This window comes from Psychromonas sp. (assembly GCF_983033635.1).
Genome location: NZ_CEZLMY010000024.1, coordinates 1 through 25,304, shown reverse-complemented (window position 1 = coordinate 25,304; position 25,304 = coordinate 1). Strand labels below are relative to the sequence as shown.

Genomic DNA, 25,304 nt, shown 5'->3' with positions numbered 1-25,304 from the left:
GTATCACTTGTATATGTGGGGATCTATTTTACTCGACCAAAAATAAAGAGGAAAGTGCCTATGTGAGACTATATGGGTTTGCCTCATACCCGTTGTGATTGTAAATACCATATTGTATTTATCCCTAAAAAAAAGGCAAAAGTTGATATATGGAGCGCTCAGAAATCGCTTAAGTGAGACGTTTCATGAATTAGCAAAAGAAAAGGTGTATTACTCGAAGAAGAGCATTTAATGAAAGATCATGTTCATATTTGCTTGGGTATTCCTCTAAAATTTTGGGCTCGATGCTATTTTGTATCGACAGTTGCTTTAGTTGAACATATGGCTTTTGATTATATTTGTAACCAATAAAAAGACGATCAACACCGATATCAACTCAAGCTTTAATGTAGTGTGTCTCGGGTGCTTATTTCAGCCCTTTGAGGGTGTAATCAAATAAGCCTCCGGATCTGTCGGAGGTAAGTTAATTAAATGCTGGTCGTTGTGCTGTATATACTGCTGAATAGGCTTAAAATCAAGAATGGTTATTTAAAGTGATAAATTCAAGTAACAGTGGAAGAAAAGTATAGCCTGAGATACAAATCAACCAAAACCAGGCGCTAAGACTTAGGCGCTGCAGTGATTGTTCTATTTTGTCTACGCTAGGGGCTCCGCCTAAACCAAGTGTGGCATAGGTTGTTTTTTGTTGTTGATAAAGGCGTACGCCACCGAGTTCAATCTGCATGCTTAATGCAAAACTTGAGAGCATTAAACCTGATGAGAAATGATGCCAGTGAATACTTTGTTTAAATTTTTTGGGGAGATTTTCTAGCGGTTTATCATAAAGCGCAAAAGTAAAGCTGACGATTAAATGTACAGGGAATAGCATTGTTGAGTAAATAAAGGAGGGGATACTGCTTAATGAAGTGAATTGAGTTTGTTTTGAATTCCATTGTTGCGCACAAATTTGTACTGTGCGGTAGAAAATAGCACCATAAATTCCAGTTAATAAATACCAAAAAACCACTGCAAACCATGATGCAGTTAACTGCAGCACCATTGATTCAATACTTGCTTTATTAATGCCCATTAATGACAGAGGTTTTGTTTCCCGCTGGGTTAATGATGCGAGTTTGAATTTAGCTTGAGCAAGGTTATTACGTTTTAAGGCATCAAAAACTTGTAAGTAAGTGATTTTTTTGTCGTGCCATGAAAGTAATACAAATAATAACAGCATCTCTAAGAAAATAGACTGAAAAACGACGTTATATAACTGACTAACAATTAATATGCTTGGGAAATAGATTAAGGAGATAGATAAAATGCTTGCAAGACGCTTATAACCGTCACTGCGATTATCCAAATTTACTTTTCTAGCTATTTGTTGAAACATTAACTCAACTGCCGAAAGCGGATTAAGATCTTTCGGTAGTGAGATAATAAATGAAAATAGTGCAACGCTCAGAAAGCTAAAATAATCACTGTTTTGTATGATAAAGCTAATAAAATCTTGCATTTAGTCCAGTCGATTTAGGATTGCTTCAACTAGTATAGATGCATTTTTTGCTGCAATTGGAAGATATTGTTCAAATGAGATCTCTGAGGTCTTGCCGGCAATATCAGATAAAGAGCGTATAATCACAAAAGGTACTTTAAACTGATAACAAACTTGTGCAATAGCAGCCGCTTCCATTTCACATGCCGCCATATTTGGGAAGTTATTGCGGGCAATTTCAGCTTTTGTAGGATCGGCCATAAAAATATCACCTGTGCAGATCAGGCCTTGGGTTATTTTCAGTGAATCTAATGTCTCAGCTGCTTGCTGTGCAATATTTATCAGTTTTTTATCTGCTTCAAAGGCGGCTGGTAATTGTGCCATCTGACCAATTTCATAACCAAATGCAGTTAAATCTACATCGTGAAAACGTACTTCTGTTGAAATGACAATATCACCAACATTAAGAGATGTATTATAACCACCTGCTGAGCCGGTGTTAATTATAGTGTCAGGAGTAAATTTTTCTAATAAGAGTGTTGTTGCCACAGCAGCTGCAACTTTACCTATACCTGATTTTGTTAAAATTACTTGCTTAGCGTTTAATTCACCTTGGTAAAATTCACATCCGGCAATAACGGTTGTCTGCACGTTATTCATTTTTTCTTTTAGGATGCGAACTTCTTCATCCATTGCCCCAATAATGCCTATTTTCATCTGTTCTGTTCTCTGAAATTCCTATAAAGTCGCAATGCTAACATAATCTTAGCCAGATCTTCACTCTATGGTTTTTTTGTGTGTCCGAACTGTGTAAAATCTCGCACATTAAAATTGAATAAGCAATGATCAGGAACCGAAACAAATGAATGCCTTACTTGAAGATTTAAAAGAGCGTGGTTTAGTTGCGCAAACAACAGCTGATGAAGAGTTACATGAACATTTATCAAGTGGCTGCCAAACACTTTATTGTGGTTTTGATCCTACAGCGGATAGTTTACATATCGGTAGTTTAGTTCCGCTGCTGACTTTAAAACGCTTTCAACTTGCAGGCCATAAACCATTAGCGTTAGTTGGTGGTGCAACGGGTCTAATTGGTGATCCTAGCTTTAAAGCAAACGAACGTAAATTGAATACTGACGATGTCGTTGAGAACTGGGTTGGTAAAATTAAAACTCAAGTGAGCGCTTTTATTGAATTTGGAGATAAAGAAAATTCAGCTGAGGTTGTAAATAACCTGGATTGGATTGGTCAAATGGACAGCATCTCGTTTTTAAGAGATGTGGGTAAGCACTTCAGCGTAAACGCAATGATCCAAAAAGAATCGGTAAGACAGCGTATCGAGCGTGAAGGTTCAGGTATTTCATTCACTGAATTTAGTTACATGTTATTACAATCCTATGATTTTGCAGCCTTAAACAAGGCAACGGGCTGTTCACTGCAGATTGGTGGTTCAGATCAATGGGGTAATATTACAGGCGGTATCGAACTAACACGTCGTATGAACAGAGAGAAAGTGTTTGGTTTAACCTTACCTCTGGTTACTAAATCAGATGGTACAAAATTTGGTAAAACAGAATCAGGTACAATTTGGCTTGATCCATCTAAAACCTCACCATATGCATTTTTCCAATTCTGGATCACTACATTAGATGCTGATGTATATAAATTCTTACGTTACTTTACTTTTTTATCAATCGAAGAAATTGAAGCCATTGAAGAAAAAGATAAAACCATTCAAGGTCGCCCTGAAGGGCAAGGTATTTTAGCGCAAGAAGTTACGCGCTTAGTACATGGTGTAGAAGGTTTAGCTTCAGCGCAACGTATTACTCAAGCCTTATTCTCTGGTGATTTAAGTGCATTAAGTGAATCTGATTTAGCACAGCTGGCACAAGATGGTTTGCCGACAACAGAGGTGTTGGAAAACCAAAAATCTTTGATTGAATTACTGACCAGCTGTGAACTGGCTAAATCAAACAAAATGGCGCGCGAATTTACCAAAAATGGTGCAGTAAGCATTAATGGTGAAAAACAGCTGGATAGCGAGGTTATTTTACAAAAAACAGATGCCTTATATGGCAAGTACACAGTGATTAAACGTGGTAAGCGTTTATTTAACCTATTTATCTGGAAATAAGGTCAAGTTTAAAGATGCTAAAATTTAAAACAGTTAAATTATTAGGTATTTCGCTATTATCTGCTTTTGCCACTCAAGCTGTTGCAGGACAAGAAAGTAACACTGATTGGGTTGATTTTAGCGACCCAACAGCTATTTATTCCAGAGCAGGACTAGGTGCGGGCACTGAAGGTGTTGATCTTTATGCTGCTTTTGGCGGTTATTTAGGAGGTCAATTCAAGCATCAGCTTACTGTTGAAGCAAAGCACGATCTAGATTATTACAATGTTAATTATTTTGCATTTAATACCAGTAATGATACGGGCTTCTCTTTAGATACAACCTGGGGTGACGTGCATGATAAAGCTTCAATTGGAGCGGTAAAAAAGCTTACATTAGAAAATAAAAGCATTAAAATTTACCCATCCATGAACCTTGGTATGATGTGGGGAGATTCAATCGACACCACAACTTATATTGAAGTTGATGCTGCCGTGCGTTATTCAGTCAATCGTGCATTTTGGTTTGGTGTAACACCAAGTTACACTTATGCTATGAAAGGTATTGATATTAAAGAGTTAAATGCAACTGTTGATGTCGGTTATCAGCTTGCCAAAGAAATTGCAGTGTCGGCACACTTTAATAATGACGAAGAAGTGTGGGCTGATTTTACCTTTGCGTTTTAAGCTGAATTAACTTAAAACGGTTAAATTAAGGCCACTGTATAGTGGCCTTTTTTATTATTTGAGAAATTTTAATGCAACTAACTGATTTTGTTAATACGCTAGGTTCTGATTTAAAAAAACGTTATGCTGAAAAGGTCCATAAACTCACTTTGCATGGTGATTTTAGCTGCCCTAATCGAGATGGCACGTTAGGTAAAGGAGGCTGTACATTTTGTAATGTCGCAGCCTTTGCTGATGAAAACCAGGCGGGCCTGAGCATAAAAAATCAACTCGCACTGCGCGCTCAAGAAGTATCCCATAAAGCTAAGAAGTATCTTGCTTATTTTCAAGCTTATACCAGTACCTATGCTGAAATTGAGCAATTGGCTTCACTTTATGAGCAAGCAACAGTTAATAATAATATTGTTGGAATCTGTGTTGGTACACGTCCTGACTGTGTTTCTGATGAAGTATTAAATTTATTAAGCAGTTATCTGTTTCGTGGATACGAAGTATGGTTAGAATTAGGTTTACAATCAGCCAATGATAAAACACTTAAGCGCATTAATCGTGGTCATGGTTTTGCTGAGTATCAATCAGTTTGTATCAAAGCACGGGCACGCGGTATAAAAGTATGTACTCACTTAATATTAGGTTTACCCAATGAAAAGCAATCAGACTACCAGCAAACATTAAATCAGGTTATTGAAACGGGTGTTGATGGTTTAAAGCTCCACCCATTACATATTGTGCGTGGCGCAACTATGGAAAAATCTTGGCAAGCTGGTCGCTTAACTACGTTATCTTTAGAAGAATATAGCCAAGCTGCGGTTGATTTAATTCGCCACACTCCAAAAGAAATTGTTTTTCATCGAATCTCTGCAACAGCAAAAATTGAACAGTTGCTCTCACCACTGTGGTGTGAAAAACGCTGGCCAGTGCAAAATAGGATGGGCAAATTAATGCAGCAATTGGGGGGGCAAGGAACAGCTCTGAAATTGAACGTTAACTGCTAACTGCAGTACTGACAAATGATTAAACTATGATATTGAGCCGTAAGCTAGGATTAGTTTGCGTTAAATTTGTATTAAATGAGAATTTGAATTTAAGCACAATTAATATTTCTCGTTTTTTACTGCCACTCCCGCATTTCTTATTTGCGCATACGTTTTATTTTAATAGATGTGTTTATGTGCAAGTTTCCAGCATCTAAATACATCTAATAATTATATTTAATCAAGCAGTGGGCTAGAATAAGCAATTATGCCTTATATTTGAAATAGATATCATTATGCTGAAATTGTTTTCATTTCTTTCTTTATTGTTTTGCTTAAGCCCTGCGTTGGGAGAGTTAAACGAATCAACAAAACCTAGTCAACTTAATGTTTACATTGAGCAAAATTTGCCATATTCAGGCTTTAATTCACGCCAAAATCCTCAAGGTTTATTTGTTGATTACTGGCAACAGTGGTCACAGCACACGGGGATTACCGTTAAATATTATCCTTATGTAAAACAAGATTTATCTCAATTGTTAAGTGATAATCAGCCCGCTGTTTACAGTGGCTTACAAGGAGATGCAAAAAACTTAGCAAACCTTAAAAAGGGGAGTTTATTTGCAGTTGAAAGTCAATTTTATTATTTTGCAAAGCGTAGTTATGATATTAAATTTTCTATTATTGATAAAAAATCGCCGATCATTGTCGGTGGTTTATTACCTGAAGCACAGCAATTACCACTTTTGGCAACAACACCCACTATTATTTATAAAGAATATCCTGGTTTATTAGAGCTGTTACTCGATGTTTATTATGAAGAGATTGATGCATTAGTTATATTTACTGGAGAGCAGCAAAATTCGAATTTATTAGATCGATTTTTGTCTTTTATATTTGAGAAACATTTATTAAATGCCTCCAGTAACGAACTATTTGTTTATACATCTCAAGATCAGGAAACAGTTTTAGATTGGATCCAATGGGGGAGTCAACTTGAAAAAATGCCCGGTAAAATTGCATTCGCGATTGAAAAAGCAGCGAAGCCGCTTTGGGGGGCTTCTACTGAGGTGGCGACAAAGATACTGGTTATTGCCTGTTTTATTATTTTATTTTTTATGTTTAGTCGTTCAAGACGCAAAAAAGATCGTCAATTCAGAAATATATTAGATTCTTCACCTTATCCTTTAGCTATTTTTTCATTAGACGGAAGTACTATTTTTTATCTCAATGATGAAGTTAAATCGTTATTTCCGTTTAAACAGAAAAAAAACAGATATTCATTTGAAGAAGCTGAAAATCAGCTTTTATTGTCACGTGTTATTAATAAGGCAAGTCATCAAATGATGATTGAAGATAAACGGCTTCGTTTGCTGGTTAATGATACTTTTCATGATATTGAAATATCAGCCAAAAGAATTCATTACAAACGAAAAACGGCTTGGTTCTGTTATTTAAAAGATGTTACCGCATTATTTCAGGCAGAGCGGAAATTAACAGAAGAACGAGAGTTATTACGTAAAGTGCTTGATTCAATTCCGCAACAGATAGCCTTTAAATCACCTAAAGGCACCATTATAGGTTGTAATAAATCATGGGCAGCTGCAAATAACACCACGGTTGCGCATGCTACTGGGCGTCGTATTTTGGATATGCTATCAGTTGATAATGTTAGTAAACAAAAACAGCAGGAAGCGGATGTTTGGACGGGGGAAACGTTTAATACACAAGAGTGGGTTCATCAAAATAACCGTGACTTAAGTTTAATCAATATCGTTAAGTTACCTTTATATAATAACAAAGGGACTATCTTTGCTATTTTAAGCATTGATAGTGATATTACTGATTTATATAAATTGAATGAAAAGTTGAAGGATGAAAACTTACAACGTCAAAAAACAGAAAAAGCATTATCCAAGCAAAATCTATTATTAAGTACTGTTTTTTCAGCTAGTCTTGATCCGATTGGTTTATTAGATTATGAAGGGCGCGTGGTTGATGCAAATAATGCATTTGCTAAATTAATGGATGCAAATGCAGAAGATATTATCGGTAAGCTGCAAAGTGAGCTTTTATCTCCGGATCGTGCTGACTGGGCTGAACGTCAAAATCATGACGTTATTGAATCAGGAGAACCACTTATATTTGATGAATTGATATTTTCTGAAGGTAAAAAGATTTGGTATGAGGTGCATAAAACGCCATTTAAAGATCCTGAAAGCGATTATCAAGGCATTGTTATTATGGCGCGTGACATCACGTTACGTAAACAAACAGAAGAAAAATTGAGTTCTGATGCATCGGATTTTGAAGTTAAGATGCTGCATGACCAATTAACCGATCTTGCTAACCGTCGCGCCTTTGATCTTCAGTTCACTAAACTTTGGCAAGAAGCTTGCGATGAGCAGGAATTATTGTCCCTGGTGATGTGTGATATTGATTTCTTTAAATCTTATAATGACAATTACGGCCATCAAAAAGGTGATCAGGCACTACAGAGTGTTGCAAATACACTGCAGAGTATATGTGAAACATTAGACTGTTTTGTGGCGCGTTATGGCGGGGAGGAGTTTGTTATATTAATCAAAGGTGGTAATGCAACAAAAGCCCTGAAAGTCTCGGAAAATATACGCTTAGCGATTGAAAAAGCGAAGATTGAGCATCTCTATTCTTCAGTAAACAGCATAATTACAGTGAGTATGGGGTTATCAAGTATGTTTCCAAGTGAATTAAATTCAATGAAAATGTTATTAGCTGAAGCCGATAGCGCTTTATACGATGCAAAAGGTAATGGGCGCGATCAAATCTGCGTTAGATAGTTATATACCCATGATACCTCAAGGAGCTTTATCAGGGCTCAGCTCGGAGACCAGAATAAGGCACTGCATGAGGGTAATGGTTGCTCCCTTATCGAATGCTGCAACGCAGTATTGGTTTTCGAGCTAGTGACCCACGGGGAAAGCCGTGAGGCAAACATCTTCGTTGTTGCGAAGTCTCGATTTAACCCGTTAGATCTTCACCTTCACGCCTAGAACCTGTTCACCTCTCGACTTGCTGATTTTTGCATCTTGAATGATAACGGGTATTAATACCGATATATTCATAGCTGGACTTCTCTGAGCATGCTGAATCGTGTCTAGCTTCGCTATTATAAAGCTTCAATTTAGTATGACTATATTGGTGCTTTATGCACAGCTTATCTCCTTATCAAAGAAGTCGTTACTTCCCGAACTGCTGAATTGTGTATTTCCAAGCGGGAATATAGCATTGATTAAAATGTCGTGATAAATGTAGGTCAAGAGAATTCTTGTATTTTAAATGAAAGAATCATATTGAGAACATGATTAAACTGTGAACATTAGCAAGTTACGCTTATCTAAAAACAAATATTGTGTGAACTAAATTTCTGTAAGGCTTACAATGCTAATCAAAATATCAATCCGTCTAAAAATCACATATAGCACAGCATGTGAATCTTAGATAAACAACACCATCACCTTGAGCATGGATTTTAGCAAAATTACATATTGCCGAATAATATTCACACAAAAGTTGGTACTTTAATTGCTTGATGTATATGGATATATAGCAAATGATGGAGCATGGGCTCAGAGATAAATTCTGAGCAGCTAAATCTGGACTGGGAATCTAAAGGAATAATTTATGGCGCAATATAAACAAGCAGAAGATAGAATAAATTCTGATACATTCGATTTTGAGCTGGAAAAGCAAGATGGTGACAGCAAAGGTGTTGTTGATATGGCTAAATATAAACAACCCGAAGAGACTGTAAGTGCTGAAACATCTGCTTTTGAACAAGTTATGTCACAGATGAATATTGCGGATCGTGGCGCTTTTGACAATCAATTTGCGCAGTTGTGGCAAGAAGCCGGTGATGAGAATGAATTGTTATCTGTACTCATGTGTGAGATAGATTTCTTTAAAGCTTACAATGATAATTATGGGCATCAAGGTGCATCATTTATGTTACTTGTGGTTGGCCTCGCTTTAAAGAATACATGTGAAAAATACGGCTGCTTTTTGGCGCGTTATAAAAATGAAGAATTTGCCATTTTGATGAAAGGTGGCAATGAGCAAAAAGCATTGGAAGTAGCTGAAAGTTTACGTCAAGCTGTTGAATCATCGCGTACTGAACATAAATATTCGAGTGTCAGTAAAGTAGTTACCTTGAGTATTGGAATATCAAGCATTTATCCAACTTCAATGAAGATGTTAATGCGGGAAGCTGATAGTGCATTGTACGATGCAAAAGCATCAGGCAGAAATCAAGTCTGTGGAAATTTCTCGCAGAAAAATGAAAATAGTGTCTCACAAACAACACTTGCAACAGAACAAAATATACAAACGCAAGAGAAGCCTACCGTTAATACTGAAGCATCTGATTTTAAGCAGATTATGTCAGATATGAATATTGCGGATCGCAGTTCTTTTCATCATAACTTTGTGAAACTTTGGCAAGAAAGCACTGATGAGCAAGAGTTATTATCTATGCTTATGTGTGAAGTTGATTTCTTTCAAGCCTATATTGATAATTATAGTGAAAGAGCCAGTGAAGATATATTACTCATTGTTGCTTGTGCTTTACAGAAAATAGGTGAAAAATTTGGCTGTTTTGTCTCTCATGTTGAAGGCGAAAAATTTATTATATTGATTAAAGGTGGCAATGCGACAAACGCATTGAGAGTAGCTGACGTTTTACATAGATCGGTAGCTGAATCAGCTACCGAACATAAGTACTCTGAGGCAAGTGATGTTGTGACAGTGAGCATTGGTTTATCAAGCCTTTTCCCAAGTGATATTAATTCGAAGAAAATGTTGATGGTTGAAGCCAATACGGCATTGCATGCAGCGACAACGTCAGGGAGAAATCAGATCAGTGTACATTAATAGCCTGTAGCTAATTAATAAAAAAGGGAGCATTTAGCTCCCTTTTTTATTAATTAGCAGTTCAGGTTTGCCTATCTCTAAGCAGAATAACCGCCTTGAACCCCTTTAGTGGTAATAGAAACAGCATCATGTGCATGTAAACTTTCATAATGGTTAACACGCAGCCAAAAGTCATCAAACTTATCCTGTTGGTTAAGCGCATACTGTAAATGGCGAGCTGCATCCTCACAGAACATTAGGTTTTGACCATTTAAGCGTGCAAATTCTTGTTCATCTTCACGTTTAACGGCTGCTTGCACAGGTGTTTTTAAGGTGTTTTCAATTAAGTCAATAAGCTCAACAAGTGGGAAAGTTTGGTTTAACTTATTTAATTTCACTTTCACTTCAACCACACTGCGTTGACTGTGCGGTGTTGCAACAATCCCTTGTGTTGAGCCTAACCAATTTACAATCTCATCTTTATCAATTTGTGTTTGTTGTGAGTATTTCAGAGTGAATTCACGTTGAATCAGTTGGCGTGCCAGAGCCGCAGAGCAGGGGCAAGTTGAAGAGTAAGGCACATTTACCTGCAGTTCAAATTCAAGCTTACCATTGATAAGTTGACCAATAACTGTAACAGGATAAGCTTTCCAGCCACGCTTTTCGCTGATTAATGATTTTCGGCGAAGATGATAATCAAATGAGAATTTAACAAAAGCTTCCTGACTCAGCTCATGATGACTTTCAATAAAACCTTGCAGCAGGGTGCTTAATGTTGCAAGTGTTAATTCTGATTCAGTTGAAAGTTGATCAAGTTGCAAATACAAACGCGACATATGGATGCCTTTTGCTTGTGCATCACCCAGATTAACAAACAGTTCCGCACTGGCGCTTACTTGTTGTGGTGCACAATCATCTGTTTGTACCATTAAAGGTAACTCGATATTACTCATACCAACTCGGTCAAGAGTACCTTCAGTTTGAGCTTGTGCGCTATTTGCGATATCTGGCATTGCCATTAGGAAAAACTCCCTTAAACATGATTAAGCATGTATTGATAATTTAAGCGGTGCATTATAGACGTGTTATAAAAAATTAAAAACCATGAAATGCAAAGGATTAGCTGCAATCAGTTAAATTGCGCGATTTCTAACCAATCAGTATAATTTTGAAGTAGCAATAGAGTATATTTTCAATTTAAGCTTTAAAATCACTAATATATTTAATATGTCAAACGATTTATGATTACAATAAATCAATTTTATTTACTTATACTCAATCCCTTCGAAATCTGTATTTTCAACAGGCATGAGTATAACAGAGGGCGCTGTGAATATATTTAATCTTAAAACATGGGTTCATTATTATGTGGCTTTATTAAAGCGATTGGGTGCATTTCGCTTCAGCCTGATTCTTGCTTTCGCGATCATTAGTGCTGATTCTGTATTACAAATGCTACTGGCATATTATTTTAATGAACCTTTAGATATTGTCGTTGTTTCACGTTCATTTATTTTAGGTTTATTGATCACACCTTGGGCGGTATATTTTCTAACAGTCGTGGTTGGTGATTTAGAAGAAGCCAGGCAAAGTCTTGGCCATACGGTTGCTAAATTGCAGGTGCTTTTGAAAAATGATCAGCAAAAAACAGTGGCACTCGAACACGAAATTATTGAGCATCAAAAAAGCCAATGTCAACTTGAAGAAGCTGCTATTTTAATACGCTCATTTTTAGATACTTCCCCTGATCTGTTTTTTCATCGTGATTTAAAAGGTTGCTTTGTGAGCTGCAATAAGGCGATGGAGGCTTTAACGGGAAAAACAGAAAAGCAATTAATTGGCTTAACACCTTTTGATATTTATCCTGAATTTTATGCCAAGAAAGTAGTTGAGCGTGATCAGAGAGTTCAGGATACGCAGCAGGAGCAAATTCATGAACACTGGTTACATTACCCAAATGGCCGACAGGCTTATTTTGAAGTGCGTGCATTACCCCTGTATAACAGTCATAAACAGTGTGTTGGTATTATAGGTTTCGGTCGAGATATTACCGAGCGTAAAAAACATCAAGAGTTTTTAGAGAAAGCCAGTCGAGACAAAACGACATTTATTTCTACGATTAGCCATGAGCTGCGTACCCCGCTAAATGGCATTGTCGGTTTAAGCCGTATGCTGTTAGATGAACAACTTAGCAGCGAACAAATTAAACACCTTAAAACCATTCATATGAGCGCAATTACCTTAGGTAATATATTTAATGATATTGTCGATTTGGATAAGCTAGATCGCCGCCGTTTGAATCTAGTAAGTAATCATATTGATATGTTTGATTTTATGAGTGATTTAAAAAGCTTGGCGTTTATTCAAACGGAACAAAAAGGGTTAACGTTACGTTTTGAACAAAACAGTGTGCTGCCAAACTATATTGATGCAGATGATACACGTTTAAGACAGGTTCTATGGAACTTGATCAGTAATGCTGTGAAATTTACCAAACAAGGCTCGGTGAGTCTTCGTTGTTTCTGTGAAAGTGAAGTTAACCATCAAACAAGACTTTGTTTTGAAGTGCAGGATTCAGGTATCGGTATTCCAGAGGATCAACTTGATAAAATTTTTGCTATGTATTATCAGGTTAAAGGAAATGCACATGCAACGGGAACGGGAATAGGTTTAGCCGTTTCATCACAAATAGTCAAAGCGATGGGGGGGGAGCTCACGGTAAACAGTGAGCTTGGTAATGGTAGTATTTTTAAATTATGTATTCCTGTTGATTGTCCTAATAATGAGCCGAAACAAAAAGCAGTTTTATCAACAGTGCCGTCACTATCTATTTTATTAGTCGAAGATATCGAGCTTAATATTATAGTTGCAAAATCATTGTTAGAAAAACTAGGGCACCAAGTTGACAGTGCGGAAAATGGCAAACAAGCACTGCAAAAAGTTGCTGATAAAGATTACCAGTTAATATTAATGGATATTCAGCTGCCTGATATGGATGGTTATCAAATAACGACACAGTTACGACAAACACATGGGGATATTTTGCCGCCAATTGTCGCTCTTACCGCGAATGTATTTGCAGACAAGCAACAGTTTATTGACCAAGGTATGGATGATGCATTAGGTAAACCGCTTAGTATTGAACCATTAAATGAGATGATTGCAAGACTCTTTGTATCGACAGAGCAAGTGGAAAAAAGTAGAGCGCTATTACCTTGTAAAGTACAAGAAAAAACAGAACAGTTATTTGATGAGGTAATGCTAACGGAATTATTAGATTTTTTACCTGTCTCTGTAATGTTAGATAACGTTGCTTTGTTTGCCAAGATGATGCCGGATTATCTACAGGTTTTAGATTCCAATATGATTGCAAAAGATAAAAATGGCATTGTTAGCGAAGCACATAAAATTAAAGGTGCAGCAGGCTCAGTGGGTTTAAAGCGTATTCAGGAGTTATCACAAAAAGTGCAGTCACCTGATTTACCCGCATGGTGGGATAATATTGATGATTGGGTCGAGTTAATTAAATCACAATATCAAAGTGATATTATTGAACTGAAAAAATGGATTGTGGCTCACGGGAGTTAATGATTTTTATGCCTAATAATAGTTTTATTATTAGGCATAGATAACTCATTGCTAATGCTCAAGATACCTCATGTGCGATTAATGCTTCAAATTTTTCATTACCTCTTAAGTTTTCAAAATCAGCTTCATCGGCTGCTAATTCTCGTAATGAAATACTACCTGCAATAGCGCGCGTTAAATCATAAATAGCCTGTTCTTCTACACCTAAACAAGCATAAGCGCAGGCGCGTTGATATAGTGCATTTTCATTATTATCATCCACCTCTAACACGCGATTACAGATACTCAGCGCCCAATGGAACTCTTTAATTGCCATGGCGGCATCGGCCTTTGATGTTAGAGCTTGCAAATCACCAGGGCGAATTTTTAATATCTGATCATAAACTTCCATTTTTTGCTCTGGTGTTTGGCTTTTTTGAGCGCGTAACCATAAGTTATGGATCTCATTAATCTTTTCTATTTCAATATGGTTATCGGCGATACGGCGTGTTTTACGTCTTAAATCTTTTTCTAATATTTGGAACTGTTTTTCATATTGTTCGGAGATTATTTTGATCTGTTGGTTGGCCGCTTTTTTGGTGTTCTCTCGGATCTCTCGTAATGACTGCCAGCCGATCAAGGCGATTAATGACGCCACGCCTGCAATAATATAAAAGAAGTAAGTTACTGTATTTGAAGCATAACCTAATGATTTATCAGCAACTGCTAATTCGCGATCGGTGATCTCAATAATTAAACGGCGTTCTAAATCTTGTTGTTCAGTACGTAATGACTTGAGTTCATCTAATACGTAACGCTCAACCAAAGGTTTTTCATATATACTTTTGTCGCTTTGATTTCCAGCCGCAATTAATGGATTTTCAGCGGCAATTAATAAGCTCTGCATAAGTAGCATTGTTAGCAATAAAGTAAATTTTCTGAACATGATTTTCCCTTAAGCCGTTTGATAATATATTGCTTTAAAACAGAATAAGTATGGACTAAGCATTGTTTTAAAAAAAGAGCGTGATGAAAAATAATAAATGATAAGAACAGTGGTATTGTTTAATGTAGCTGCTGGCTTGTAATTGTTATCCATAACAGGTTGAATAGTTTAATTAAACTAACAGGAATAAATAATGAAAAAAAATAGTGAACAGGAAGATAAATGGGTGGAAGAGATTATTAAAGAGACTTTTTCCGAGCAGAAAAAAGCCCGACGCTGGGGTATCTTGTTTAAAAGTTTAACCTTTATTTATCTGTTTGTTGTGCTTATTTTATTTATCGGTTCTCCTTTCAATAATGGCAGTGATAAAGAAAATGCAGCACACACAGCAATGGTGACAGTCAATGGCATTATTGCAGCAGATCAAGATGCAAATGCAAACTTTATTGTTACAGGGTTACGCGAAGCCTTTGAAAGTGAATTTAGCCAAGCTGTGATGCTGGTGATAAATAGTCCCGGCGGAAGCCCTGTTCAGGCGGGTTATGTCTATGATGAAATTAAACGTCTTCGTGCTTTATATCCGCATAAAAAACTGTATGCCGTGATTGCCGAATTAGGCGCCTCTGGTGGATATTATATGGCGGCAGCGGCAGACCAAATTTATGCCGATAAAGCCAGTTTGGTTGGCTCAATTGGTGTGACCGCATCAAGCTTCGGATTTGTTGATCTAATGAAAAAAATGGGCGTTGAACGTCGTCATTTCACCTCGGGTGAGCATAAAGCTTTTTTAGATCCCTTTTCGCCAACCAAAAACAGTGAAAGAGAGTTCTGGCAAGAGGTATTAGATGTGACACATCAGCAGTTTATCAAGGTAGTGAGAGAAGGGCGAGGTGAGCGCATTGATAAAGGTGAAAACTTAGCTAAGTTATATTCAGGGCTGATTTGGAATGGTGAACAAGCACTTGAGCTTGGCTTGATTGATGGATTAGGCAGTCCGGGATTTGTCGCAAGAGAGATTGTCAAAGCGGAAAATATAGTTGATTATTCTGTTAAACCTTCTGCTATTGAGGCATTTACCAGAAAACTGGGTTTATCAATTGGATCAGGGATTGCTAATCAGTTAAAAACAGAAAATAACGATTTTAATTTAAGATGATCTTGATTGAGAGGCTCGGGCGTAAAGTTTACGCCCGAGCCCACTGTTGCGACTTATTCCTGTAACCCTTTTAAACGTAAATCATCTTTTTTATAGAATTCAATTTTAGCGCTGTAGCGCGCTTGGTCTAGTTTGTTATCTGCATAAACCAGCGCACTCCCCATCTCTTGACTTGCTTCTCTAAAGCGTCCTTGTAGCGCTAAATATTGTGCTTTGCTGGCGTGCTCTTTGGCGCGGTTTTTCATTGTTTTATAAAGATCTATTGCCAGTAAGTGAGCCAAAATATGTTGAGGATGGGAGCGTATAAATAACTCAAGTTTCTTTTCCGCTTCTTTATATTGTTTATTCTCCTGTAATGCATTTACTAAATTGAGCGTGAAAACGGCATTTTCAGGATACTTTTTATAATGTTGTTGTAGCAGTTGGATTACTGCGTCGGCTTTATTTAGTGTAAGTGAAGTGTCGGTTAGCAGATCGATAAAAAAGAGATTGTTTGGTTGTCGTTTCAATAAATCCAAAGTGATTTGGTGTGCTTTTATATAATTTTCATTTTTAAAATGCGCCAAAGCGAGACCATATAATGCCGCTTCTTTAAGTTGGTATTTATGGTTTTTAAGCTGGCTTTGATAATAATTTACAGCCGCACTGCCCGAGATTTCATTATAACGAACAGTGATCCGCACTTTACTTAATTGGTAATCTAAGCTGTTTTTAATACGTTTTATATCAAACTGGCTGGCACGTAAACGCGCTTCAGCCAAACGTGTTACAGGTAAGGGGTGAGTTGATAACATTTGTGGTGGTAAACTGGCGTATTTATATTTCTCTGCCAGTTTGCCAAAGAAGTTTGCCATACCATAAGGATCATAACCGGCATCAACCAGTATTTTTATGCCGATCCGATCCGCTTCATACTCATGCAAGCGCGTATAGTTAATTTGAGACTGCATGGTTAGAGCCATGCTTGTGGTTAGCGCTGCCATTCCCGCTGCGGGCGAAACTAAGGCAAGTAAAACAGAGCCTGCCAGTGCCGCTAATGTTGCCGGGTTACTATATGATTGTTGCTCCAACATACGGGCTAAGTGGCGTTGTGTGATATGCGCTATTTCATGCGCGATAACACTCGCTAGCTCACTTTCATTTTTAGCGTATAAAAATAAACCTGTATGAATTTTTACATTTCCCCCTAAAAATGCGGCTGCGTTAATCTCTTTATCTTCAATAAGAAAGAAATTAAATGGCAGCTTAACCGAGTCTGCATGACCGACAAGATTCTGACCGAGCTCATTTATATAATGGTTAAGGATAGGATCATGAATAATAGGAAGAGCTTGATTTGCCATTAAACGAAATGCCCAGCCATACTCTTTTTCTTTTTCAATTGTCAGTGCCCCGGCGCCAACCGTACCAATATCAGGAAGCGTATTCGTTGAATTTGCAATATTTGAGAACAATAGAAAGAAAAAATAGAGTGAAATAATCAGGGATTTGTTAAGCACAGTAACCACTCATCACCAAAGGAATAATAGAAAACAGAATAAAATCATAAACAAGCTTCAATTTATTGCAAGTGATGATTGTCTTATATCTATACAAAGATGATAATCTACTCCTTTTATTTAAAATAGAAGTCGATGGAAATTATAGATTTACGCACAAAACAGTGTCCAATGGCATTAGTGATATTAAAACGTTATTTATTACAAAATGATATTGCAGAAAAATCGAAAATCAGTCGACTTTGTGTACTTTTTTCAAATGAGCAGGCGATGCAGGATATTATGTTGTACCTTGATAAAAAGGGATATGATTATTCAACTAGTGTGCTGGATAATAATGTTTCACTACATATGCAACTCAAATAATAACAAAGGGTAAAAGAATTTATGTTTGGACAATTAACTGATTGGTATCGGCATCGTTTTGCAGATCCTAATTTAAGCGCGCTTTTTTTACTGCTAATTGCAGCTTTTTTAGTTTTTTATTTTTTTGGAAATATTTTAGTACCGCTGTTTGTTGCATTAGTACTGGCATATCTACTTGATTGGCCTGTTAATTATTTAGTTCGCTGTAAAATAAACCGGACTGTTGCGACATTTATTGTCATGCTACTTTTTTTATCTTTAGCTGTATTCGCTTTTCTCGGTGTCTTACCGACCGTATTTAGACAGGGGGCAGCATTAATTCGTGACTTGCCGGCGATGTTTAACCAGATACAGGATTACGTGCTAACACTGCCCAGTCAGTATCCGGAGGCTATCGATCCGGTCACTATTACCCATATAGTAGAAAATCTACGATCTTATTTGTTAGATAGCGGCGGTTTTTTATTATCACAATCCTTTGCTTCATTGTTAAATATTGCCGCATTAATTGTTTACGCGATTTTAGTACCTTTAATGATGATTTTTATGCTCAAAGATAAAGCATTTTTAATCAATAGTTTTGTACAATTTTTACCGAGAAACCGAAAATTAGCGGATCAGGTTTGGATTGAGATGAACGGACAGATTATGAACTATATTCGCGGCAAGGTGATTGAAATTCTGATAGTCGGGGTTGTTACTTATTTCACCTTCTTTTTTATGGAGTTACGTTATTCCGCACTGTTGGCTATGTTAGTCGCTTTATCGGTGTTAATTCCTTATATTGGAGCGGCGGCTGTTACCGTACCTGTAGCTGTTGTTGCGCTGTTTCAGTGGGGGATATCTCCGGATTTTGCATACCTGATGGTGGCCTACATTATTATCCAAGCGCTTGATGGTAACTTAATTGTTCCCATTTTGTTTTCTGAAGCGGTTAATTTGCATCCGGTTATAATCATTATGTCTGTGCTTATATTTGGTGGAATGTGGGGCTTTTGGGGGGTGTTTTTTGCCATTCCACTGGCAACGTTAGTGAAAGCGGTATTAAACGCTTGGCCGAACCGTGAACAGTTAGACAATATAGAAGAGAGTAATTAGGGCTACGATAGCCAAAAAGGGCGTAAAGCCCTTTTTAGCTAAATTGCAGTTTAGTTTTGCAGATAGTCTAAAATCACTTGATGATGATCTTTAGTTTTAAATTTATCAAACACCTTTTCAACCGTGCCTTGCTCATTGACTAGAAAGCTGATGCGATGAATGCCATCATAGGTTTTGCCCATAAATTTCTTTTCTCCCCAGACACCAAATGCATCCGCAACCGCATGATTTTCATCTGACAGTAATGGGAAATTAAGCTCTTTTTTCTCCACAAAGAGTGCCAGTTTTTTTACAGGATCTGGGCTGATACCGTAAACAACAGTATTTAATGCTTCAAGCTCAGCTTTTACATCACGCAGACCACATGCCTGGGTAATACAACCAGGTGTTAATGCTTTGGGATAAAAATATACTAATACTTTTTTACCAGCTAAGTCCGCTAATGATACGTTATTACCTTGGTTATCTTGAAGCGTGAATAATGGGGCTTTATCGCCCGCGACTAATCGATTCATAAATATCTCTTATAGCTTAATGGGGCTTATAAAACCTTGTGGTTTTAAAGCGAGTAAGTCGCAGTTTAAGCTGTCTATCACTTGCTCTGCTGTATGTCCTAATAAAGTTGCGCTTAAACCAGAGCGACCGACAGTGCCTAGAATAACCAGCTCCGCATCGATTTCTTGGGCAACGTCACTGATCACATCTTCAGGTAAACCTTGCATTAGATGAGTTTTCTGCTCTGGAATTTCATAAGTTTGAGCGTATTCATTTAACGTTTTCTGGTGGAATTTTTTTAAACCATCTTCATAATTTATGGGATCAAACTCGGGTAATTCCAGCATAATATTCATTGGAGGGCTGGGATAAGCGTTAACGATATGAATATTTGCGTCTACTATCTCAGCCATTGTTTTTGCTTCACTTAAAATTTGCTGATTAAGTTGATGATGCTCTTCGTCTTGAATACTTTTGCAGTCAATAGCGCAAAGAATATTACCATTTTCTGGCCACTGGTGGTGTTTAACTAACAATACTGGCACGGGACATTTTCTTAATAAATTCCAATCGCTAGGGGTAAATAAAATAGCACTTAATTTGGAATGTTGGTGAGTTGATTTAACTACTAAATCATGTTCATTTTTTAAAACTTCAATAATGGCTGCCTGGAATGGTCGATTGTGCCAGATAACTTGAGTGTTAATCTTTAAGCCCTTTTCTTGGTAAGGTAAGGCTAAGGCTTCTAACCAATCCCGATTTTCTTTAATAACGATGCTTTGCATTGCCTGACGCTCATCGCTTGAGCTTAGTGAGGTCATTTCATAACTAAGATCGTAACAGCACAAAAACAGGGTGATTTTTGCCTCTTTTTCTTTTTCGGCAATATGAACAGCTCGTGCAAGGGCTGGTTGAGACTCTTGGGTTGGATCGATAAAAACTAAAATATTCCGGTATTTAAGCATAGTAGGCCTCTAATAGAGAAAAAGAAGATACTTATAATTTAGATCAGATGGCTTAAAATCGATAGCCTTTCCCGTCACGAAAAGGCGATTTAATTGAGGAGAGTGTCAGAACAGCGGCTTATATCAATCTTTTTTCTTTTCACCAGCGAGTTCTGCAAGCATTACTTCATCTAAAATGCTGATATATTTGCCTTTTACCGCAATCATCTCATTTTTTTGGAAGCGTCCTAAAAGACGACTAATTGTCTCAACGGTTAGGCCTAAATAGTTGCCAATATCACCACGAGTCATTGATAAACGAAACTCTCTAGGGGAGAAACCGCGCGTGGCAAAACGCATTGATAGATTATGGATAAAGGATGCGAGGCGCTCTTCTGCATTTTTCTTTGACAGCAGCAAAATCATATTTTGATCTCCAACAATTTCTGCGCTCATCAAACGTAAAATTTGTTGTCTCAGCTTCGGCATACTTGTCGAAAGATTATCAAGTGTATCGTAAGGAATTTCACAAATCATTGCCGTTTCAAGTGCTTGGGCAAAACTTGGGTGTGTTCCTGAGTTAATACCATCAAAACCGACCAAATCACCTGCAAGATGAAAAGCGGTGATCTGTTCATCACCTTGTTCTGTGATTGTGTATGATTTAAGCGTGCCAGAGCGAATGGCATAAAGACATTTCATCTCTTGCCCAGCTTTAAATATTTCCTGACCTTTTTGAATCGGTTTTTTACGCTCAATAATATTATCTAAACGATCTAATTCGGTTTCATTTAGAGAGTAAGGAATACATAACTGATTAATGCTACAGTCTTGGCAACGAATGGCACAACCACCCGTTTGAATACGATTTGTATTACTTTTTTCCATAGTTCTTTTATTTTCCTTTTTGACTTAAATCAATATTAACACTAATTAAAGTCGCTTTGAACACTTTCCAATGATTTGTGTAGTTCTCCGGCATTTTACGGTTAAAATTGTGTGCTAAGCGGTAAATTATCTACAAAAGAGACCATCACAAATAAAATTATTTGTCATTAATATAATTGAACGAGTGCGATATAAAAGGTGTGAATAGCAAAGGTTGCTAGCAGTAAGCCACTGCCATATCTAAAGTAGTGGTGGTTTAAATAATATTTTAGTTGTTGGCTAAGCGATCCGACGCTGAGCATGGCCGGCAGGGTGCCTAAACCAAATCCGAGCATAATAATAAAACCGCTGCTGGCACTGCCGCTGCTGGCGGCCCAGGATAATGTTGAATAAACTAGCCCACAGGGTAACCAGCCCCATAAAAAACCTAAAGGGAAAGCGTATACAGGGTGTTTTAAGGGAATAAAAAGTTGCGCAATTGGTTTTATAAATTTCCAGATTAACTGACCCGCCTGCTCAAGTTTTAATAATCCCAACCAAATACGGGAAATATATAGTGCTAAGAGCAGCATTAAAATTGCCGCCAGCAAACGCAGATAAATTAATGCCTCTTTCCCGCCGAAAAAGAGTATCAGTGCGCTACTACTGCCTGCAAACAGAGCGCCTGCAATAGAGTAACTACTTACCCTTCCTAAGTTGTACAATAATAATGAGAGCAGTGAAGATAATTTACTTTGATCCGCTTTTACCGAAAAGGTGATCGCACTGGCAATTCCTGAGCACATACCTAAACAATGCCCCGCTCCGAGTAAACCTATTAGCAGTGCTGCGATAAAATCATTGCTTAGCATGATCAGTTACCGAATCTGCTTTTTCTGGAGTACTTTTCTGTGCATTATTATTGTTTTCAGCGTCAGTTGCGGGCTCTTCATCGAATAAAATATTAATACCTTCTCTGTCTAAATCATCAAATTGATTTGATTTTACCGCCCAGAAAAAGACTATTACCGCGATTGTGACAAAGATCATTGCGATTGGAATTAACACATAAATGATACTCATTTTAGCAACCTTGTTAAATGATGAATAATAGAGCGCTTCTATTTTAATAATCGCAGTGAGTTACTAACAACGATCAGTGAACTGAAAGACATACCTATTACCGCAATATAAGGGGGAACGTGCCCCATAATGGCAAGCGGAACAATAATGAGATTATATCCGATTGCCCAGCCAAGATTTTGTTTAATAATAGCCGTAGTTTTTTGCGCTGTTTGCTTAAGTACTTTAAGTTTATTTAAATCTTCCCCTAATAAAATAACATCTGCACTATTTTTGGCAATATCGCTGCCGCTTGCTAATGCAACAGAAACATGGGCGCCGGCTAAGACGGGGGCATCATTAATTCCATCACCGACCATTAACACTTTATCTTCAATTTGCAGTTGTTGTAGATGTCGAAGTTTACCTTCAGGTGTAACGCCTTTAATTAAATGGTCGATTTTCAGTAAGTCACATACTTCTTCACTTTTAGCCGAAATATCACCCGTTAGCAGGGTGGTTTTGATTTTTTTAGTCGAGCAGTAGTTAACAATAGCTGAAGCACTGTCTCGTAACTCATCGCCTAATTCAAAGGTTGCTAATAATTGATTATCTAGGGTCAGGCAAATGAGCAGCTCTTTACTGTCAATAGGCTTATCTATTGCACAAAACTGTGCGTGGCCTAGCTTTAACGTTTGCTGTTTATAATCACCCTGTAAACCTTGAGCGGGTATATTGGAAACATTATTTATGATTATTGTTTTTTGTTGTAGTTTTTGAAACGCCAGTGAAATTGGATGTTCAGATACTTTTTCTAATTGTGACGCAAAATCAATACACTGCTGTTTTGAGTAATCACCATAAACGGTTGTGTTAAGCAGTGAAAAATTGCCTTTGCTTAAAGTACCTGTTTTATCAAATACCATATGATTAATTTTATTAAGCGTTTCTAATACATGGTGCTGTTTAATTAGAATGCCTTGTTTATTAAGTTGTGCGGTAGCACAGGTTAATGCCGTGGGGGTTGCTAAAGAGAGAGCGCAAGGGCAGGTGGCAACTAATACGGAAAGGGTTATCCAAAATGCTTGAGCCGGTGCAATAACACTCCAACCTATATAAGTTAGTGATGCGACAATAAGCAAAGCGGCAACAAAATAACGGGAGACGATATCGGCAACAATTTCGATGCGTGGTTTATTAAGTTGGGCACTATCCTGCAGATGAATAATATCTGCGATCAAAGTGTTGTCTGTGAGTTTTTCAACGCGAATTGTTAGCGGGCTGGTAATGTTAACCGTACCTGCAAAAACAGGATCATTTTTATCTTTTTTAACGGGCAGGTGTTCGCCGGTTAACATTGACTCCTCAATATTACTTAACCCGTTGATAATAGTGCCATCAACGGGTAGTGTCTCGCCCGCTTTCACTAAAATAATCTCACCAATATTTAGTGTTTTTGCTGGAATTACGGATTGTAGCTGTGGTTTATTTATATCTTTAATTAAGGTTGCCATCGACGGTAACAGACGTAATAAATTGCTGCTAGTTTCCGAGGCTTTACGTCTTGCGCGCAGTTCTAATAATCTGCCAAGCAATAATAAAAAGGTAAACATGGAAACAGATTCAAAATATACCTCACCACGACCAACAACAGTGGCATAACCTGATGCACTGTAGGCTCCTAGCAGGGCAATTGAAATAGGAATATCCATACCTAAGGTTTTATTGCGAATATTGCGCCACGCATTGATATAAAAGGGTTGTGCGCTATAAAGTAATACTGGCGTTGCTAAAATAAAACTCACCCAACGGAAATAGTGGATAAACTCCTCTTCCATGCCGGAAAAAAAATCAGAATACAGGGCGATTGCAAACATCATAACTTGCATGGTCGCAAGTCCTGCAAGTCCTAAGCGTCGCAGATATGATTTTGCCTGCTGTGTATAAAAGGCTTCCTGTTTATTAACTTGAAAAGGGTAAGCCTTGTAACCTATCTTTTGGATCTCTTTTAAAATCAAACTTAGTTTGAGTTGTCGGTTATCCCACTTAATGACGGCGCGATGCAGGGTGGTATTTACATTAATAAAAAGCAAACCAGGCATAAAACGAAGCTGTTTTTCGATTAACCAAGCACAAGCGGCACAGGTGATCCCCTCAACCGTCAGGGTTATTTCATTGCTATTTTCATTTTGTTGAACAAAATCTTCCTGGATCTGCTTGATATCATAATGGTCAAGTTGTTTTAGCTCCTCAGGAACTAACGCTGCCATTTTTTCTGCATTTTCGCTGCGGTGCGTATAATAGGAGGTTAAACCGCTATCAACGATAGTTTGCGCAACTGCCTCACAGCCAGGGCAGCACATGGTTTGAGATTGACCATTAATCGTTACCCGGTAGTGGCTATTTTCTGGATTAGGCTCCCCGCAATGAAAGCAATTTTTTTGCTCTGTCATTACAAATGAAAAGTGCTGGTCGGTAAGGTGACCGTTTTTTGTAAACGCCAGCTTTTATCAAAGGGTTCGATGCGCAGTTGCCATTTACCTGTAAGATCTGTATCCGCATCAAAGTGAAAGTCGCCATTGCCATCAGCTGTAAGTAATAAAGAAATATCCCGATTGGCTAATGTAGAATGAAATAAAGAGAGGTTAATTGAACTGTTATCCTTAACGCCGTTTAAGCTAATAATAAGTTCGTTATTAGTTTGTGTAACAAGCGCTTTAATATTGAGTTTTTGCGCATTCTTAAGCAGCGTTAAATCCCTGTTTATCGCCTTACCTTTTGCATAATAATCATCCACTACCATCTCTGGTTTATTGTTAGTGGCGATAATCACGGTAGTAATGCCTCCGACAACAGCTATTAGAGGTAATATGATTAAAAACCAAGGCCAGAATTGTTTAAACCATACTTTTTTATTATTGTTTTTCATAATAGCCTTATAAATGAATTAACTTAGCATATAAAAAGCCTCGAAAACGAGGCTTTTTTATTAAATAAACTTAATACTTAGCGTTGTTAGCTATGCTTATTTCTCTTGTGAAAGGGAGTAAACAAATGCCGCAATCAGGTGAACTTTATCTTCGCCCAGTACATCAGCCCAAGGCGGCATAACGCCATTACGGCCATTACGAATACTATCTTCAACAGCTTTGCGAGAACCGCCGTATAAC

The 25,304-nt window shown here is 37.5% G+C and carries 21 protein-coding genes and 2 pseudogenes; 10 read left to right on the top strand and 13 right to left on the bottom strand.

Features of this window, described 5'->3' with window-relative positions:
• The first annotated feature begins 72 nt into the window (after window positions 1-72).
• Window positions 73-351: pseudogene (gene tnpA, locus AC4GME_RS05345) on the top strand (IS200/IS605 family transposase).
• 163 nt (window positions 352-514) lie between these two features.
• On the opposite strand, the gene AC4GME_RS05340 reads toward tnpA, so the two are convergent.
• Window positions 515-1,495 (bottom strand): cobalamin biosynthesis protein, encoded by a 981-nt coding sequence (locus tag AC4GME_RS05340; RefSeq protein ID WP_490375791.1) that lies wholly within the window; start codon window positions 1,493-1,495, stop codon window positions 515-517.
• On the bottom strand, window positions 1,496-2,191 hold the full coding sequence (gene mtnN, locus AC4GME_RS05335) for a 5'-methylthioadenosine/S-adenosylhomocysteine nucleosidase (RefSeq protein ID WP_490375790.1): 696 nt from the start codon (window positions 2,189-2,191) through the stop codon (window positions 1,496-1,498).
• A gap of 145 nt (window positions 2,192-2,336) precedes the next feature.
• Between mtnN and tyrS the strand changes: the two genes are divergently transcribed.
• The 5 genes from tyrS (at window position 2,337) to AC4GME_RS05310 (ending at window position 10,155) form a co-directional block, all read left to right on the top strand.
• Window positions 2,337-3,608 carry a tyrosine--tRNA ligase gene (tyrS, locus tag AC4GME_RS05330; RefSeq protein ID WP_490379100.1) on the top strand — a complete coding sequence of 424 codons (1,272 nt, stop codon included), beginning with the start codon at window positions 2,337-2,339 and terminating at the stop codon, window positions 3,606-3,608.
• A gap of 14 nt (window positions 3,609-3,622) precedes the next feature.
• On the top strand, window positions 3,623-4,273 hold the full coding sequence (locus tag AC4GME_RS05325; protein WP_490379099.1) for a hypothetical protein: 651 nt from the start codon (window positions 3,623-3,625) through the stop codon (window positions 4,271-4,273).
• Between the two features lie 71 nt (window positions 4,274-4,344).
• Window positions 4,345-5,268: a tRNA modification radical SAM protein MnmL/YtqA gene (gene mnmL, locus AC4GME_RS05320; RefSeq protein ID WP_490375787.1), complete on the top strand. Its 924-nt coding sequence runs from the start codon at window positions 4,345-4,347 to the stop codon at window positions 5,266-5,268.
• Between the two features lie 275 nt (window positions 5,269-5,543).
• A complete protein-coding gene (locus AC4GME_RS05315) occupies window positions 5,544-8,066 on the top strand; it encodes a sensor domain-containing diguanylate cyclase (RefSeq protein ID WP_490379098.1) in 2,523 nt (840 codons plus the stop codon).
• A gap of 844 nt (window positions 8,067-8,910) precedes the next feature.
• Complete coding sequence (locus tag AC4GME_RS05310) at window positions 8,911-10,155, top strand: diguanylate cyclase domain-containing protein (protein WP_490377395.1); 1,245 nt, start codon at window positions 8,911-8,913, stop codon at window positions 10,153-10,155.
• A gap of 77 nt (window positions 10,156-10,232) precedes the next feature.
• Here AC4GME_RS05310 and folE2 read toward each other — a convergent pair whose 3' ends face one another.
• Window positions 10,233-11,153 (bottom strand): GTP cyclohydrolase FolE2, encoded by a 921-nt coding sequence (gene folE2 / locus AC4GME_RS05305; RefSeq protein ID WP_490377396.1) that lies wholly within the window; start codon window positions 11,151-11,153, stop codon window positions 10,233-10,235.
• A 310-nt stretch (window positions 11,154-11,463) separates the two neighbouring features.
• Here folE2 and arcB point away from each other — a divergent pair, with 310 nt between their 5' ends.
• Window positions 11,464-13,722 (top strand): aerobic respiration two-component sensor histidine kinase ArcB, encoded by a 2,259-nt coding sequence (gene arcB / locus AC4GME_RS05300; protein ID WP_490377397.1) that lies wholly within the window; start codon window positions 11,464-11,466, stop codon window positions 13,720-13,722.
• A gap of 58 nt (window positions 13,723-13,780) precedes the next feature.
• Here the strand turns inward: arcB and AC4GME_RS05295 are convergent, their stop codons facing one another.
• Entirely contained in the window at window positions 13,781-14,647 is an 867-nt protein-coding gene (locus tag AC4GME_RS05295; protein ID WP_490377398.1) for a tetratricopeptide repeat protein, read from the bottom strand.
• 193 nt (window positions 14,648-14,840) lie between these two features.
• On the opposite strand from AC4GME_RS05295, the gene AC4GME_RS05290 reads away from it, so the two are divergent.
• Window positions 14,841-15,803, top strand: a complete 963-nt coding sequence (locus tag AC4GME_RS05290) for a S49 family peptidase (protein ID WP_490377399.1) — start codon at window positions 14,841-14,843, stop codon at window positions 15,801-15,803.
• Between the two features lie 53 nt (window positions 15,804-15,856).
• Here AC4GME_RS05290 and bepA read toward each other — a convergent pair whose 3' ends face one another.
• Complete coding sequence (bepA, locus tag AC4GME_RS05285) at window positions 15,857-17,302, bottom strand: beta-barrel assembly-enhancing protease (protein WP_490377400.1); 1,446 nt, start codon at window positions 17,300-17,302, stop codon at window positions 15,857-15,859.
• Window positions 17,303-17,437: 135 nt separating this feature from the next.
• Between bepA and AC4GME_RS05280 the strand changes: the two genes are divergently transcribed.
• Complete coding sequence (locus AC4GME_RS05280; RefSeq protein ID WP_490376957.1) at window positions 17,438-17,668, top strand: sulfurtransferase TusA family protein; 231 nt, start codon at window positions 17,438-17,440, stop codon at window positions 17,666-17,668.
• Window positions 17,669-17,689: 21 nt separating this feature from the next.
• Window positions 17,690-18,766, top strand: a complete 1,077-nt coding sequence (locus tag AC4GME_RS05275; protein WP_490376956.1) for an AI-2E family transporter — start codon at window positions 17,690-17,692, stop codon at window positions 18,764-18,766.
• Between the two features lie 50 nt (window positions 18,767-18,816).
• Here the strand turns inward: AC4GME_RS05275 and bcp are convergent, their stop codons facing one another.
• From bcp to AC4GME_RS05235, 8 genes and pseudogenes are all read right to left on the bottom strand, one after another.
• Window positions 18,817-19,281, bottom strand: coding sequence for a thioredoxin-dependent thiol peroxidase (gene bcp / locus AC4GME_RS05270; RefSeq protein ID WP_490376955.1), 465 nt, complete (start codon window positions 19,279-19,281; stop codon window positions 18,817-18,819).
• Window positions 19,282-19,290: 9 nt separating this feature from the next.
• Window positions 19,291-20,226: a universal stress protein UspE gene (uspE, locus tag AC4GME_RS05265; protein ID WP_490376954.1), complete on the bottom strand. Its 936-nt coding sequence runs from the start codon at window positions 20,224-20,226 to the stop codon at window positions 19,291-19,293.
• A 123-nt stretch (window positions 20,227-20,349) separates the two neighbouring features.
• On the bottom strand, window positions 20,350-21,093 hold the full coding sequence (locus AC4GME_RS05260; RefSeq protein ID WP_490376953.1) for an FNR family transcription factor: 744 nt from the start codon (window positions 21,091-21,093) through the stop codon (window positions 20,350-20,352).
• A gap of 167 nt (window positions 21,094-21,260) precedes the next feature.
• Window positions 21,261-21,944, bottom strand: coding sequence for a sulfite exporter TauE/SafE family protein (locus AC4GME_RS05255; protein WP_490376952.1), 684 nt, complete (start codon window positions 21,942-21,944; stop codon window positions 21,261-21,263).
• Entirely contained in the window at window positions 21,931-22,155 is a 225-nt protein-coding gene (ccoS, locus tag AC4GME_RS05250) for a cbb3-type cytochrome oxidase assembly protein CcoS (RefSeq protein ID WP_490376951.1), read from the bottom strand. Before ccoS ends, AC4GME_RS05255 begins: the two co-directional genes overlap by 14 nt.
• Before the next feature lie 38 nt (window positions 22,156-22,193).
• A complete protein-coding gene (locus tag AC4GME_RS05245; RefSeq protein WP_490376950.1) occupies window positions 22,194-24,587 on the bottom strand; it encodes a heavy metal translocating P-type ATPase in 2,394 nt (797 codons plus the stop codon).
• A complete protein-coding gene (locus AC4GME_RS05240) occupies window positions 24,587-25,063 on the bottom strand; it encodes a FixH family protein (RefSeq protein WP_490376949.1) in 477 nt (158 codons plus the stop codon). Before AC4GME_RS05240 ends, AC4GME_RS05245 begins: the two co-directional genes overlap by 1 nt.
• A 96-nt stretch (window positions 25,064-25,159) precedes the next feature.
• Window positions 25,160-25,304, bottom strand: a pseudogene (locus AC4GME_RS05235) (cytochrome C oxidase Cbb3); the annotation flags it as partial.